This window comes from Planococcus sp. FY231025, assembly GCF_052078085.1.
Lineage (GTDB): Bacteria > Bacillota > Bacilli > Bacillales_A > Planococcaceae > Planococcus.
This window is the reverse complement of record NZ_JBQJJG010000005.1, coordinates 298,417-312,766: the sequence shown is the minus strand read 5'-3', so window position 1 is coordinate 312,766 and position 14,350 is coordinate 298,417. Positions and strand designations below refer to the sequence as shown.

At 50.5% G+C, this 14,350-nt stretch carries 13 protein-coding genes; 2 read left to right on the top strand and 11 right to left on the bottom strand.

Going from position 1 to position 14,350, the window contains the following annotated elements; genetic code table 11:
• Positions 1 to 14 precede the first annotated feature (14 nt).
• The 9 genes from ACTL32_RS07885 to lepA form a co-directional block, all read right to left on the bottom strand.
• Positions 15 to 752 carry a 16S rRNA (uracil(1498)-N(3))-methyltransferase gene (locus ACTL32_RS07885; RefSeq protein ID WP_441340934.1) on the bottom strand — a complete coding sequence of 246 codons (738 nt, stop codon included), beginning with the start codon at positions 750 to 752 and terminating at the stop codon, positions 15 to 17.
• 12 nt (positions 753 to 764) lie between these two features.
• Entirely contained in the window at positions 765 to 1,706 is a 942-nt protein-coding gene (gene prmA, locus ACTL32_RS07880) for a 50S ribosomal protein L11 methyltransferase (protein WP_441340933.1), read from the bottom strand.
• Between the two features lie 15 nt (positions 1,707 to 1,721).
• Entirely contained in the window at positions 1,722 to 2,840 is a 1,119-nt protein-coding gene (gene dnaJ, locus ACTL32_RS07875) for a molecular chaperone DnaJ (protein WP_441340932.1), read from the bottom strand.
• 328 nt (positions 2,841 to 3,168) lie between these two features.
• Positions 3,169 to 5,001, bottom strand: coding sequence for a molecular chaperone DnaK (gene dnaK, locus ACTL32_RS07870; protein WP_441340931.1), 1,833 nt, complete (start codon positions 4,999 to 5,001; stop codon positions 3,169 to 3,171).
• Positions 5,002 to 5,023: 22 nt separating this feature from the next.
• Positions 5,024 to 5,632 carry a nucleotide exchange factor GrpE gene (grpE, locus tag ACTL32_RS07865; protein WP_441340930.1) on the bottom strand — a complete coding sequence of 203 codons (609 nt, stop codon included), beginning with the start codon at positions 5,630 to 5,632 and terminating at the stop codon, positions 5,024 to 5,026.
• 19 nt (positions 5,633 to 5,651) lie between these two features.
• The gene (hrcA, locus tag ACTL32_RS07860; protein WP_204890427.1) at positions 5,652 to 6,683 is read right to left on the bottom strand and encodes a heat-inducible transcriptional repressor HrcA; all 1,032 of its coding nucleotides are present in this window, start codon (positions 6,681 to 6,683) and stop codon (positions 5,652 to 5,654) included.
• Positions 6,684 to 6,801: 118 nt separating this feature from the next.
• Positions 6,802 to 6,966: a hypothetical protein gene (locus ACTL32_RS07855; RefSeq protein WP_441340929.1), complete on the bottom strand. Its 165-nt coding sequence runs from the start codon at positions 6,964 to 6,966 to the stop codon at positions 6,802 to 6,804.
• Between the two features lie 241 nt (positions 6,967 to 7,207).
• Positions 7,208 to 8,350, bottom strand: coding sequence for a radical SAM family heme chaperone HemW (hemW, locus tag ACTL32_RS07850; RefSeq protein ID WP_441340928.1), 1,143 nt, complete (start codon positions 8,348 to 8,350; stop codon positions 7,208 to 7,210).
• A 60-nt stretch (positions 8,351 to 8,410) separates the two neighbouring features.
• On the bottom strand, positions 8,411 to 10,240 hold the full coding sequence (gene lepA / locus ACTL32_RS07845) for a translation elongation factor 4 (protein ID WP_441340927.1): 1,830 nt from the start codon (positions 10,238 to 10,240) through the stop codon (positions 8,411 to 8,413).
• Between the two features lie 217 nt (positions 10,241 to 10,457).
• Between lepA and rpsT the strand changes: the two genes are divergently transcribed.
• The gene (gene rpsT / locus ACTL32_RS07840) at positions 10,458 to 10,706 is read left to right on the top strand and encodes a 30S ribosomal protein S20 (protein ID WP_441340926.1); all 249 of its coding nucleotides are present in this window, start codon (positions 10,458 to 10,460) and stop codon (positions 10,704 to 10,706) included.
• 47 nt (positions 10,707 to 10,753) lie between these two features.
• On the opposite strand, the gene holA is transcribed toward rpsT, so the two are convergent.
• Positions 10,754 to 11,788 (bottom strand): DNA polymerase III subunit delta, encoded by a 1,035-nt coding sequence (gene holA, locus ACTL32_RS07835; RefSeq protein WP_441340925.1) that lies wholly within the window; start codon positions 11,786 to 11,788, stop codon positions 10,754 to 10,756.
• 156 nt (positions 11,789 to 11,944) lie between these two features.
• Between holA and ACTL32_RS07830 the strand changes: the two genes are divergently transcribed.
• Positions 11,945 to 12,079 (top strand): YqzM family protein, encoded by a 135-nt coding sequence (locus ACTL32_RS07830; protein ID WP_204890422.1) that lies wholly within the window; start codon positions 11,945 to 11,947, stop codon positions 12,077 to 12,079.
• A gap of 565 nt (positions 12,080 to 12,644) precedes the next feature.
• On the opposite strand, the gene ACTL32_RS07825 is transcribed toward ACTL32_RS07830, so the two are convergent.
• Complete coding sequence (locus ACTL32_RS07825) at positions 12,645 to 14,051, bottom strand: LVIVD repeat-containing protein (protein ID WP_441340924.1); 1,407 nt, start codon at positions 14,049 to 14,051, stop codon at positions 12,645 to 12,647.
• Between the last annotated feature and the right edge of the window lie 299 nt (positions 14,052 to 14,350).

Below are 14,350 nucleotides of genomic sequence, written 5' to 3'. Positions count from 1 at the left end.
AAGTGCCACCTCTTTCACTCAAATTCATAAGACATTGCAGACAATGCATATAATGGAGCGGTTTCTGTGCGCAGTATCCGGGGCCCGAGCGACGTGAACAAAGCGCCCGCCTCTTTCAGGAGGGCGACTTCGCTTTCGGAAATGCCGCCTTCGGGACCGAATACCAGGAGGATTGAGTCTTTATCATACAATGATTTCACGGTTTCAGCAAACCGCGTTCCGGTGCTGTCGCGCGCTTCTTCTTCATAGCCGACGACGACCGCATCGAACTTCCCGGCCGCAGCCAGGAGCTCTTTAAAGCTATGGATCGTATGTATTTGCGGAATATGTGTGCGGTGGGATTGCTCCGCTGCTTCCTTGGCAATTTTCTGCAGCCGGGCCGTCTTCTTCTCGCTTTTGGCAGCATCCCATTTGACGACGGAGCGTTCCGCCGCATATGGAATCATTGCATGCATGCCGAGCTCCGTGGCTTTTTGGACAATCAGGTCCAGCTTGTCGCCTTTCGGGAGACCGCAGGCAATGGTGAATTTCTTCGGCATCTCCACAACCGCATCCAGCGGTTCGCCAATCTCGATTTCCACATCATATTCCGCTGATAGGATGGTTGCGGCATAAGCCGCCTCCCCAACTACGGCAATCAGCCGATCCCCTTCCGTCTGGCGCATAACTTTGGCGATGTGCTTCGCATCATCGCCGGTTATGGTCATTTTTCGGTTGTCGGGAACGTTGCCTTCAATAAAATATCTTTGCATCTCAGCACCCCGTTATTCCGGTTTTTTTGAAATGATCGTGACCCAGTCTTCCATCATCATGACGTCTTCTACGACAAAGCCGGACGCTTCGAGCGCGTCTTTCACATCGTTTTTCTTCGCGGAAATGATGCCGGACGTGATGTAGATCCCGCCCGGTTTCACCACTTGGAACGCGTCATCAGTAAACGACATGATAATCTCCGCCAAAATATTGGCCACGACGACGTCGCCCGGCGCTTCGATCGTATCCAGCAGATTGCCCTTGACGACATTTACACGGTCCTGGACTTTGTTGAGCTTGACATTGATTTTCGCAGCATGCACTGCAATTTCATCAAGGTCCAAGGCATGCACTTCCCGGGCTCCTAAAAGCGCCGCGCCGATAGCCAGAACGCCCGAACCGGTGCCGACATCGATGACCCGTTCGCCCTTTTTGACTGTCTTCTCGAGCGCTTGCAGGCTCATGACAGTCGTCGGATGCGTGCCCGTACCGAACGCCATTCCGGGATCCAGCTCGATGATCAGTTCATCGCTCGATACCGGTTCATAGGTCTCCCACGTCGGGACGATTGTAAAGCGCTGTGAAATTTTCACCGGGTGGTAATACTTTTTCCACGCCGTCGCCCATTCCTCTTCATTCACTTCGCTGATCGTCACGATATTCGCACCGATGTTGATGTCGTACGTGACCAGGTTGGTGACGGCCAGCTTGATCGCTTCGACCGTCTCGCCCAAAAAGGAATTGACCGGAAGATACGCTTTTACGACCACGCCTTCTTTCGGGAAGTCATCCGGATCCAGCGCCCAGATCTCCCCGAACTGGTCTGCGCGCTCTTTCCCCAAATCTTCGGAGTCTTCGATGACAACGCCGCTTGCGCCTGCTTCGTGCAAAATATTCGAAACGGGTTCAACCGCTTCGTTCGTCGTGAGGATCGATAGTTCTGACCATTTCATATCGGACTGGCTCCTTTATTCACCTTTGATGGTGCGTTTGATTTTATCGAAAAGCGAGCTGCCTTGCTCTTCCGGAATATCCCCGCTGATCTCTGCGAATTCACGGAGCAGCTGCTTCTGGCGTTCGTTGAGTTTCGTCGGCGTCTTCACGCGCACGACGATGTGCTGGTCGCCGGTTCCGTAGCCATGGACGTTTTTGACGCCTTTGCCTTTCAGGCGGAACCGTGCACCGCTTTGCGTGCCGGCAGGAATTTTCAATTTCACTTTGCCGGAGACGGTCGGTACTTCGATTTCGTCGCCGAGCGCCGCCTGTGCGAACGTGATCGGCAAGTCAAGGTAGATATCATCGCCTTCACGCTCGAATTGCTTGTGCGCACGGACGCGGAAAACCACATACAAATCGCCGGCCGGACCGCCGTTGATGCCAGGACCGCCTTGTCCGCTTACGCGCAGCTGCTGACCGTCGTCAACGCCTGCAGGGATGGTGACTTTGATTTTCTTGACTTTCCGGACTGTACCTGCGCCTTGGCATGTTGCACATTTCTCTTCGATGATTTGCCCGCTGCCTTGGCAGTGGTGGCAGGCACGGCGGTTGACCATACGGCCGAACGGCGTGTCCTGTGCCACATTAAGCTGGCCGGAGCCTTCGCAATACGGGCATGTTTTCGGTGATGTGCCGGGCTTTGCGCCGGAACCGTGGCATGTGCCGCATGTTTCATCTTTCGGCAACTCGATTTCGCTTTCTTTGCCGAACACTGCATCCATGAAATCGATCGTCATGGAATACTGCAGATCGTCGCCTTTGCGCGGCGCGTTTGGATCGCGCCGGCGGGAGCCGCCGCCAAAGAACGTGCTGAAAATGTCTTCGAAGCCGAATCCGTCCGCGCCGCCGCCGAATCCGCCGAAGCCCTGGTTCGGATCTTGATGGCCGAACTGGTCGTATTGCGCCCGTTTCTGGTCATCGCTCAGCACTTCATAGGCTTCTTTGACTTCCTGGAACTTCTCTGAAGCATCCGCTTCTTTATTGATATCCGGATGGAACTGTTTGGACAGTTTCCGGTAGGCTTTTTTGATTTCTTCTTTTGAAGCGCTCTTGGAAACGCCGAGCACCTCGTAATAATCTCGCTTGTTCATAAGTCACTCTCCCTCTTGCAATCAATTGTAATTGTACACGGTTTGGATTGGGCTTGCAAAAACTCTTGCCGGTCCTTCCACCGCCGGTCAGGCAGGCATAAAGAAAACCAGCGAAGCGGCGCTACTTGCCACACAGCTGGTCTTCCTTATGCCCAGACCGGCTAGGCACTGGAAACTGGACGCCAGAGTGGCATAGACCAAAGAATCCGGGCGCTGAATCCGAGACATGGATCCGATATGGAAAGCTTTTGAAGCCGAATCAAACCGGCATCCATCCTAAAGTGGGAAAAAGCCAAAGCATGTTGCTTTGCTTTGACTTTTCCAGGCCTTACTTTTTGTTGTCGTCGTTCACTTCTTCGAATTCTGCATCGACGATGTCGTCGTTGCCAGGCGCTCCGCCTTCTTGGCCGCCGGCTGCTTGTTGTGCTGCAGCTGCCTGCTCATAAGCTTTCATCGCCAATCCTTGAAGAATTTCGTTCAATTTGTCTTTCTTCTCGCGGATTGTATCGATGCTGTCGCCTTCAAGAGCCGATTTCAACTCATCGCGCGCTGCTTCCGCTTGTTGCTTCTCTTCGTCAGTAACCACTTCGCCAAGGTCTGCAATCGTCTTGTCCGTTTGGAAAACAGCTTGGTCGGCTTCGTTGCGAAGTTCAACTTCTTCTTTCACTTTCGCATCCGCTTCCGCGTTTTCTTCCGCTTCTTTGATCATGCGTTCGATTTCTTCATCAGACAATGAAGTGTTCGATTGGATCGTGATTGTTTGTTCTTTCTGTGTGCCAAGGTCTTTCGCTTTAACGCTCACAATACCGTTTTTGTCGATATCGAAAGTCACTTCGATTTGCGGAATGCCGCGCGGTGCCGGTGGAATATCCGCCAATTGGAAACGGCCAAGCGTTTTGTTGGCTGCTGCCATCGGGCGCTCCCCTTGCAATACATGGATATCTACAGCTGGCTGGTTGTCAGCAGCAGTTGAGAATGTCTGTGATTTTGATGTCGGGATTGTCGTGTTGCGCTCGATCAGCTTTGTGAACACGCCGCCCATTGTTTCAATACCTAGAGACAATGGAGTTACGTCAAGAAGGACAACGTCTTTTACGTCTCCTGTCAGAACGCCGCCTTGAACAGCTGCACCCATCGCTACTACTTCATCCGGATTAACGCCTTTATGCGGATCTTTGCCAGTTTCTTTCTTCACTGCTTCCTGTACGGCAGGAATGCGAGTTGAACCACCGACAAGGATAACGCGGTCAAGTTCTGAAGCTGAGATGCCGGCGTCTTTCAATGCCTGGCGAGTCGGCCCCATCGTACGTTCAACCAACGGACGTGTCAATTCGTCAAATTTCGCACGGCTCATTGTCACTTCCAAGTGAAGCGGTCCAGCTTCCCCTGCAGTGATGAACGGCAATGAAATCTGTGTTGAAGAAACACCGGAAAGGTCTTTTTTGGCTTTTTCAGCAGCATCTTTCAAGCGCTGAGTCGCCATTTTGTCTTTCGATAGGTCGATGCCGTTTTCTTTTTTGAATTCCTGTACCAGGTAATCGATGATCACTTTATCGAAATCATCGCCGCCAAGGCGGTTGTCGCCGGCAGTTGATTTAACTTCGAATACACCATCGCCAAGTTCAAGGATTGAAACGTCGAACGTACCGCCCCCAAGGTCATAAACAAGGATTGTTTCATCTTTTTCCATTTTATCCAAACCGTATGCAAGAGCTGCTGCTGTCGGCTCGTTGATGATGCGTTCCACTTCAAGTCCTGCGATGCGGCCGGCGTCTTTTGTCGCCTGGCGCTCTGCATCGTTGAAATAAGCCGGTACAGTGATAACTGCGCGAGTGACTTTTTCGCCGAGATATTCTTCAGCATAGCCTTTCAAATATTGAAGGATCATTGCAGAAACTTCCTGCGGCGTATATTCTTTGCCTTCAGCAGTCACTTTCTGCTGCGTGCCCATCAAACGTTTGACGGATTGGATCGTGTTCGGGTTCGTGATGGATTGGCGTTTTGCAACTTCGCCGACTTGGCGTTCGCCGTTTTTAAATGCAACAACTGAAGGAGTTGTACGGTTGCCTTCAGGGTTTGGAATGATTTTTGGCTCGCCGCCTTCTAGGACTGCGACTGCTGAGTTTGTTGTACCTAAGTCAATACCGATAATTTTGCTCATTTAAAATTCCTCCATTACTAGTTTATTCGTTAACTTTAACCATTGCCGGACGGAGAACTCTGCCTTTAAGGGTATACCCTTTTTGAAGTTCCATTAACACGGAACCGGGCTCGGCGTTCTCGTCTTTTTCCTGCATGACTGCCTGATGGAAATTCGGGTCGAACGGTTCGCCGACCGCTTTGATTTCCTCGAGGCCTTCGCGTTTCACAGCTTCAAGCAGAGATTTCTGGATCATTTCAACACCCTTCACAAGCGAAGCGGTTTCTTCGCTCGTTCCGGCCGCAGCCAATGCTCGTTCGAAATTGTCGAGCACCGGCAGCAGGTCAGCTAGTAGGGATTGCGAACGGAATTTCTCCGCTTCCTGCCGGTCTTTCACGGCGCGGCGCTTGTAATTGTCGAAATCAGCCATCAGCCGCAAGTATTTGTTTTGCTCGGCTTCCAATTCTTCGCGAAGCTTCTGGGCTTCATCTTCTTGCGGGAGGTTGTCCGCTTCGCCTTCAGCAGGCTTAGCTTCAGCCGCTTCACTTTCCCCGGCTTCCACCACCGTTTCTCCGGAAGCGACTTTCTCTTCTTCCAAGAGTTCTTCAGTCTTTGTTTCTTCTTCAGTTTGAGGTTGTTTTTTCTTAGCCAAATCCTGTTCCTCCTTTTATTCACTTGCCCCGGATCATTCGGGTCAATTCTTTCGAGAGATCACCGCTTAAAATATCCAAAAGCGTGACTACGCGCTTATAGTCCATGCGTTTTGGCCCGACGATGGCGACTGAACCCGTCTGTTCTTCCCCGATGGCATAAGATACGGTAATGACGCTGCAATCTTCCATTGCCGTGAGCGCATTTTCCGATCCGATGCGGATCTGCAGGCCAAGGCTTCCGGCTGGCACGATCATCGGGATATGCTTGGCTTCTTCGATGACGTCCATCAAATCCCGGATTTTCTGGATATCATGGAAATCCGGCTGTTTCAGGATGTTCAGCTTGCCGCCGTAGTAGACGTTGTCTTCATGCGGCACAATCACCGCCTGGCGGAAAGTTGAGAGCAGCTCTGCGTAGCGGTTGACATGCTGGCGGAACACCGTCAATGTCTCCTGCTCGAGCCGTTTGTGCAACTCATTCAATGAAACACCTGTCAGCCGTTCGTTCAGGATATTGACCATTTTCTCGATATCGGAGGGATCAAGCCCTGCCGGAATCGGGAAGACGCGGTTTTCCACATGGCCGCTGTCCGTCACGATGATCGCCACTGCCGTATCTGCCCCTAAAGGGACGATCGACAGCCGCTTCACGGTGTGCTTCCGGATGTCCGGCCCCAAGAGAATCGCCGTGTAATTGGTCAGCTCCGAAAGGATCATCGCTGAACGCTTGATGATTTCTTCCGTTTCTGCAATTTTGTCGTCGAATATCGAATGGAGCTGCATGATATCTTGCTTTGGAAGCGCCCGCGGCGTCAATAGATGGTCGACGTAATAGCGGTAGCCTTTTTGGGAAGGTATCCTCCCCGAAGACGTATGGGTTTTTTCAAGAAAACCCATTTTCTCCAAGTCAGCCATTTCGTTGCGGATGGTTGCCGGACTAAATGGAAGTTCGGATTTTTTTGATAGTTGGTTCGATCCGACCGGCTGAGCAGATTGAATATAATCATCTACCGTCACTTTAAGAATGAGCAACTGCCGTTCTGTTAACATGATCATCACCTCTGTTAGCACTCTATGAGGTCGAGTGCTAATACTACATTAAAATTAACAAATTCCATTTGCCTTGTCAACGCAGAAGCTCTTGATTTCTTTTATCTCGTTTTACTCTTCATTCTTTGGGCATTGCAAGGCGCACCAGCTTTTCTTTTTGTCCAGCTCCAGCTGCCAGATTCTCGGGGTCATAAGCCGTTTCGTGTCCAGTCTCCAGTGCCCAGCTCTTCTGGTCATAAGTCAAACCTGCTTTGTGGCACAGTACGCCACTCCACTGGTTCACCTTATGCCTGCCAGAGCTAACCGGGCACTTCCGCTTTTCGAGGCTGTGCGGCTGGAAACACGCCGCTTCGGCAAACCGTCTTATGCCCTTCGAATCTACATGGCAGCTTCCGCTTTTCTTTTTGTCTAGCTCCAATGGCCAGATTCTCGGGTCATAAGCCACTTCGGCTGTGCGGCTGAAACCATGCCGCTTCGCCGAATCGTCTTATGCCTGTCGAATCTAAACGGCCATTTCCGCTTTTCTAGTCACCCAGTAAAAATTGTTCGAATACTTCGTTGCCAACGAAGCGGCCTTTGCGGGTCAGTTTCAGGCAGCCGTCTTCAAGTTCGAGGTTGCCTTTGCCAATCTCGGCTTCCAGGATCTTTCCGTAGATCTGCTCGAGCGATTCCCCGAATTTGGCGGTGAAGCCGCTGACGGATACGCCGGCAGTTTTGCGGAGCCCAAGGAACATCTCCTCTTCCATCGCTTCATGCACCGGCACTTCGTGCGTGCTAAGGATCGGGCGGACGCCTTCATCGAGCGGCCCCATGTATTTTTTCAACGGGCCGGCATTCGAATAGCGGATGCCGTTGACATAGCCGTGGGCGCCTGCACCGACGCCGATGTATTCGGCATTGTCCCAGTACAAAAGATTATGGCGGGATTCATGCCCGGGAAGGCCGAAATTGGAGATTTCGTATTGCTTCAGCCCGTGGGCTTCCATTTCATTCATCAGTTTGTCGTACATGTCGGCTTCCAGATCTTCCGTGACGGTGTTCAATTTTCCTTTTGTCATCAAATTATAGAAGACGGTCTTCGGCTCGATGATCAATGAATACGCGGAAAAATGCGGCAGGTCGAATGCAAATGCCTGCTTCAGCGTATCTTCCCATTCCTCCATCGTCTGTCCCGGCAGCCCGTACATCAAATCGAACGAGATGTTCGTGAAGCCGACTTCGCGAGCCGCTTTGACGGCATCCGCGACATCGTTGTTGCTGTGGGTGCGGCCGAGCCGTTTTAATAGATCTGCATCAAATGACTGCACGCCCATGCTCAGGCGGTTGACGCCTCCGTCAAAAAGCACCTGCATCTTCTCGCGCGTCAATTCATCGGGATTGGCTTCTGACGTCCATTCAAGGTTTGCAGCCATTGGGGCGTATTGATGGATGTATCCCAATAGCTTCTTGAGCTGCTCGGGCGTCAATGACGTCGGCGTCCCGCCGCCGAGGAAAATTGTCTCGAGCGGCTTGTCGAGCGCGCCTTCCGCTTTCCAAAGCGCCAGTTCTTTGCCGAGCGAATCGATATAAGCATCCACCGGCTGGTCTTTGAAAAAGACTTTATTGAAATCGCAGTAATGGCAGATTTGGTGGCAGAACGGTATGTGGATGTACAATCCCTTTACCATGTTAGTTCGTCCTTCTTTCTAATAGGAAAAGGAGGCTCAAAATCGGCCTCCTCCTTTTGTTTATTTTGATTGGTCGTCCATTTTCAGGATGGCCATGAATGCCTCTTGCGGCACTTCTACTGATCCTACCTGTTTCATGCGCTTTTTGCCTTCTTTTTGCTTGTCGAGAAGTTTCCGTTTACGGGAAATGTCCCCTCCGTAACATTTTGCCAGGACGTTTTTGCGCATCGCGCTGATGGTCTGGCGCGCCACGATCTTCTGTCCGATCGCTGCTTGGATCGGCACTTCGAATTGCTGGCGCGGAATAAGGCCTTTCAATTTGTCGACGATGACTTTGCCGCGTTCATACGCGAAATCGCGGTGGACGATAAAGCTTAGCGCATCGACTTGTTCACTGTTCAACAGGATATCCATCTTCACAAGTTTCGACTCTTTGTAGCCGATGAGCTCATAATCGAATGACGCATAGCCTTTCGTGCCGGATTTCAGCTGGTCGAAGAAATCGTAGACGATTTCCGCAAGCGGCAATTCGTAGACGATGCTGACCCGAGTCGCATCGATGTAGTCCATCGTCAGGAAGTTGCCGCGTTTCTTCTGGCAGATTTCCATGACCGCGCCGACATAATCGTTCGGCACCATGACCGTCGCTTTGACATAAGGCTCTTCAACTTTCGAGATTTTCTGTGCATCGGGCATCATCGCCGGGTTATCGACTTTGACGACTTCCCCGTCTGTCATGTGGACATCATAGATTACGCTTGGTGCAGTGGTGATCAAATCGATATTGAATTCGCGTTCGATGCGTTCCTGGATGATTTCCATGTGGAGAAGACCGAGGAATCCGCAGCGGTAGCCGAAGCCGAGCGCTTGTGACGATTCAGGTTCGAATTGAAGTGCTGCATCGTTCAATTCCAGCTTTTCCAAGGCATCGCGAAGGTCGTTGTATTTCGATGTATCAATCGGATACAGTCCGCAATAAACCATCGGGTTCAAGCGGCGGTAGCCCGGCAGCGCATCGGTCGCTGGGTTTTTTGCCAGCGTAATTGTGTCGCCGACTGTCGAATCGCCGACATTCTTGATGCCGGCTGAAATAAATCCAACATCGCCGACTGTCAATTCTTCCAATAATAAAGCGTGGGGCGTGAAGACGCCTGTTTCGATCACATCGAACTCTTTGCCTGATGCCATCATCTTGATGCGGTCTCCCGGTTTAACTGTACCTTCGACAATACGGATATATGCGATAACGCCTCTGTAAGGATCGTAAAGCGAATCAAAAATCAACGCTTTTAACGGTGCACTCGGGTCGCCAGTCGGTGCAGGAACTTTTTCCACAATCTGTTCCAAAATATCTTCAATGCCGATGCCTGCTTTCGCAGATGCAAGAACCGCCTCTGAGGCATCAAGACCGATCACTTCTTCTATTTCATGGCGGACGCGCTCAGGATCGGCGGCCGGCAAATCGATCTTGTTGATAACCGGCAAAATCTCCAGTTCGTTGTCCAGCGCCAAATAGACGTTCGCAAGCGTCTGGGCTTCAATCCCCTGTGCGGCATCCACAACAAGCACTGCGCCTTCACAGGCAGCCAGGCTTCGGGATACTTCATAGGTAAAGTCGACGTGTCCCGGAGTGTCGATCAAATGCATGATGTACGTTTCTCCGTCTTTCGCTTTATAATGCAGCTGCACGGCATTCAATTTGATGGTGATGCCGCGTTCGCGCTCCAAATCCATCGAATCCAGTGATTGTGCTTTCATTTCGCGGGAAGTCAACGCTTCCGTTTTTTCCAATATGCGGTCAGCAAGCGTAGATTTCCCATGGTCGATGTGCGCGATAATGGAAAAGTTACGGATCTTGCTTTGCCGTGCTAAACGTTCCTCATGATTCATTCTCTTCACTCCTATATAAACTACTCTGAATTATAACAGTACCGCCTCTATTGAGCAATGATAGCCTGTTGGGACTGCTTCTGTGTCAAGGGAAACTTCTTTGCACGTATCTATTGCATTCCTTTCCGGTATTTGATAAAATAACTCATGTTGTATAGAGACATAAAAGAGTCGAGACATCTTGTCTCTGTTCCTATTTGTCTAGGAGGTGAAATACATGCCAAACATTAAATCTGCTATCAAACGTGTACGCACGAATGAAACGAAAAATGCTCAAAACGCTCACATGAGATCGACTATGCGTTCAACTGTTAAAAAAGCTGAGCAAGCGATTCTTAACAAGGATGAAAACGCTAGCGACTCTATCAAAGCGGCAATCAAACAAGTGGAAAAAGCGGCTTCTAAAGGCCTTATCCACAAGAACACTGCAGCTCGTAGAAAATCTCGCTTGATGAAACAAGCGTAAAACACAAAAGGCCGGTTCCCTTCGGGGGACCGGCCTTTTTGCTTTGTTTATTGAACTTGCGGCGCTTTTTTTGCCTGTTTCCGCTTCATCAGGAAAAATTCCAGAATCCGCTCGCGGTTGCCGCTTTGGGTCTTCAGCTGCAGATCGATGTCCGCCAGGTCGTTCAAAACTTCAAGGAGGCGCTGCTCGGAAATCTGCTGCCTGCGCTCCACCAGAAGTTTGACGCGGTACGGATGGGCTTTCAGCTGCTTGGAGATGGCTTGGGCATGATAGCCTTTTTTCTGCAGGTAGAACACATGCACCATGAAACGGATCTGGGACGCCAGCAAAGCGGTCAGCGCGACCGGCTCCTCTTTTTGGCGGATCAGGTCGTAATACACACTGAGCGCTTCTGAAATATTGCCGTCCAGATAGGCCTGCAGCATCTTGAATGCATCCTGCTCAAGCGTACGGGCCGTCATCCCTTCGATCAGCGGCACTGTGATTTCTTCTTCTGCACCGAGGTACAGCGACATCTTCTCGATTTCAGAAGACAGGAGCGTCAGGTTCGTGCCGGCCATCTCGATGAGCTTCTGCGCCGAACGCCGGTCGATGTGCTTGCCGAAACTCTTCGCTTCGTGCTCCACCCAAACTTCGAGGTCGTTCGCCTGCAGCGCTTTCGCTTCGATCATCACCGCATGCTGCTTCATCAGCTTGGTGATTTTTTTCCGCTCGTCCAGTTTTTCATAAGGCGCGACAAAAATCGTCACCGAACTTGACGGCGGATTCAAGAGCCAGGCTTCGAGCGCTTTCATGTCGTGATTGATCTTCTCTTTGCCGCGCTCTGCCGCTCGCAGGAACGAAGCGTTTTTCGCGATGATCAATTTGCGGTCGCTGAAAAACGGAATCGTGTCCGCTTCGTCGATGACGTGGTCGACCGGCACTTCGTCAAGGTCGAAGTTGATGAATTCCGGCTCGCCTTCGGTCATTTTCTCTTTCAATAAATTCAAGGTTTTTTCAATGAAATAGCTTTCGGTCCCGGCGATGACATAGACCGGGTCTATTTGTCCGTTCCGGATGGCTTTCCATACTGAAGTAATCATGAATTGCACCCCCTCCTTCTACTATATCGGATTTCGGGCCGCTTTGGTAATTTGACATTTCTGTGTCAGCAGCTATTTTCATCCATTTATATTCAGTTCATTCTAGATTTTTCCCTTTGCTTCACTTATAATTAGAGGGAATTAGGAGGGGTAGCAATGAATGAATTTGAACAGAATGTACAGTCGAAGCGAAACGATGCGATAGACGCTGGAATGGGGTTTGTTGTTTCATTCGGTTTCTTTGCACTTGTCTTTATCATTGCGGCTGTCGTAGAATTCGTAGCACGCTAAATAGAAAGAAGGCTTCTGCTCCTGCAGAGGCCTTTTTTATTATCCGAAGCTTGATTCGGTTCGGCTAAATTCTTATGAATATAAATGAACGCAACAAATTAATTACACCGCTCCGGCTGCTTTGGGCAAGGCTTTCGCCATGAGCCGAGAAGGACACTCGTCTCATAGCTTCGTCCAGCCCCTGACGCGCCGGCGCTGGTTTCGCTCTTTAAAAACTTGATACCTTATCCGATTTAGTAGAGCTATCTGAGATATGAAGCAAAACAGCGGAGACGCCTGCGGGGCAGCGGAGCGACGAGACAGCCGAGACCCCGCAAGTCGCGTAAGCGACTGAGGAGGCTTGGCGCTCGCCCGCGGCAAAGAGATGGCTCTAAGGAAGTTTGAGCCATCTCTTTGCGACGAGCGCATAGCGCGCAGGAGCACAGGGTTTTACGAAGCTGTTTTGCGGAATATCGATAAAGAGACAAATATTTTATATCTTTCTCAACGAGCTAAAAGGCGGAATCCAGTTGTGGAACTGGATTCCGCCTTTTCTTTCTGCCATCAGCTGCCCGCTCAGTGGGTTTTATTCGGTTTCTGCCACATTTTGAGGTGCATTGTTCTTCAATAGTACTTTCAAGCCTTGGCCCATATCCGATGCGAGCACATAGTTGCGGTCCACGAATACGCCCCAGACATCTGCCTGGTCCGGCGTGTATTGGCCGATTTGCACAGGCTTGCTCGGATCCGTGATGTCGACAGCATAGACGCCGCCAGCATAATGGCTCAGATACAATGTGTTGCCCTGCACTTTCGGATCATGGACGGTATTTGCAAATGTCGGCCCATCTTCCACTTTTTCGGTCAAGTCCGTTTTGAACTCGCTCAATAGTTTCGGGTTCGCCTTGTCTTTGATGTCGAAGATCCGCGTATAACCATATGATTTCTCATAACCAGGTCTTACCGGACTCGAAACTTCGCGCGTTTCGATCAGCACATTGCCACCTTTGGCAAGCGCCGCCGAATGCGCCGCTCCTTGCTGTTCAGAAGAGAAATCTGTGCGTCCGACGTATACCGGATTTTCAGGGTCTTTGATGTCGAAGATGACCGTCCCTAAATCCCACATGGAGACATAAGCGAAATGCGCATTATGGTCGGTGATGACGCTGTGGTTGAATACTGCTCTCGTTTTGCCGTCCGGTGCGTTCCAGTTATAGCCGTTAAAGGAATCCGGCACTTCCGGAAGGGAGCGCGGATCAAACTGCCAAAGCGTTTCCGGATTTGCCGGGTCTGAAACATCGACAATCTGGAAATCCTTCTGCTCTCCGTGGCTGTAATAATCGGCGTACGGATTCGATGCAAACACCAACGCGCGGTCGCCTTGCATCGTCAAATAAAGTTCGTGCGTGCCGCGGGTGGAAGCATAGGTTTCCCAATAGCCTAGTTTTTCTGGGTTCGCAGGATCTGTAACGTCATACAGCAAAAATCCGCCTGACGTGTCGGGATTGTTCCGGTCGAGCTGCTGGACGCTGACCACTGCCAGGTCGCCTTTGAAATGAGGCGTGTTGATGCTCTTGACGATGACTTTTTCCTGCCAAGTCCCCGGCACGTCGTCATGTCCGAAAACGGCCACTTCTTCAGGGTTGGAAGGATCCTTCAAATCGAAGACACGGACGCCCCCGTTTCCGCCATTGGCCGTATGCGTCCCGAGGTATGCATAGCCTTTATGGGCATAGACATCTGCCGTGTTGTTCTGCACGCCGTTGATTTCCTTAAGCTGGGCGGCTGCGCCTTCGTTCAGGAACGACAGGTTCTTCGACCCGCTGATGCTCGGATCGCTCAAGTTCATGATTTGTTCATTGGAGAAAACACTGCGCTGCCCTTTCGACAAATCGCTGCCATCGAGCGCATCGTGCGCAAGGACGCCAGGCGCCGCCGACAGAAGCAAGAGAGCAGCGAGTGAAGCATTCAAAAACGGTTTCTTAATGACCAAATGAATTCCTCCTATTGGATGTATTATAATAATTACCAAATATAGTATATTCATTTCATCCAGAATAACGCAATGGCTTTTCCGTTTAATTGTTCCAATATTTAAAAAATAAACATTTTGGCTTATTCCGTTTTATTCCATATTGCTTAGTGTTCCGAAGAATACGCATTTATTTTTTGAACCTATTGGAAAATAGGACCAGAAGGCTTTTCTTTCTTCAAAATAAAAAAGGCTTCCGAATTGCAGAAGCCTCTACTCTGAGTTTTATCAGGAATTCCCCAAAAACCTTTTATCAGCTT

Coding starts and splice junctions, on each gene's coding strand:
- ACTL32_RS07885 (WP_441340934.1), bottom strand. CDS start 752: ATGCAAAGATATTTTATTGAAGGCAACGTTCCCGACAACCGAAAAATG.
- prmA (WP_441340933.1), bottom strand. CDS start 1,706: ATGAAATGGTCAGAACTATCGATCCTCACGACGAACGAAGCGGTTGAA.
- dnaJ (WP_441340932.1), bottom strand. CDS start 2,840: ATGAACAAGCGAGATTATTACGAGGTGCTCGGCGTTTCCAAGAGCGCT.
- dnaK (WP_441340931.1), bottom strand. CDS start 5,001: ATGAGCAAAATTATCGGTATTGACTTAGGTACAACAAACTCAGCAGTC.
- hrcA (WP_204890427.1), bottom strand. CDS start 6,683: ATGTTAACAGAACGGCAGTTGCTCATTCTTAAAGTGACGGTAGATGAT.
- hemW (WP_441340928.1), bottom strand. CDS start 8,350: ATGGTAAAGGGATTGTACATCCACATACCGTTCTGCCACCAAATCTGC.
- lepA (WP_441340927.1), bottom strand. CDS start 10,240: ATGAATCATGAGGAACGTTTAGCACGGCAAAGCAAGATCCGTAACTTT.
- rpsT (WP_441340926.1), top strand. CDS start 10,458: ATGCCAAACATTAAATCTGCTATCAAACGTGTACGCACGAATGAAACG.
- holA (WP_441340925.1), bottom strand. CDS start 11,788: ATGATTACTTCAGTATGGAAAGCCATCCGGAACGGACAAATAGACCCG.
- ACTL32_RS07830 (WP_204890422.1), top strand. CDS start 11,945: ATGAATGAATTTGAACAGAATGTACAGTCGAAGCGAAACGATGCGATA.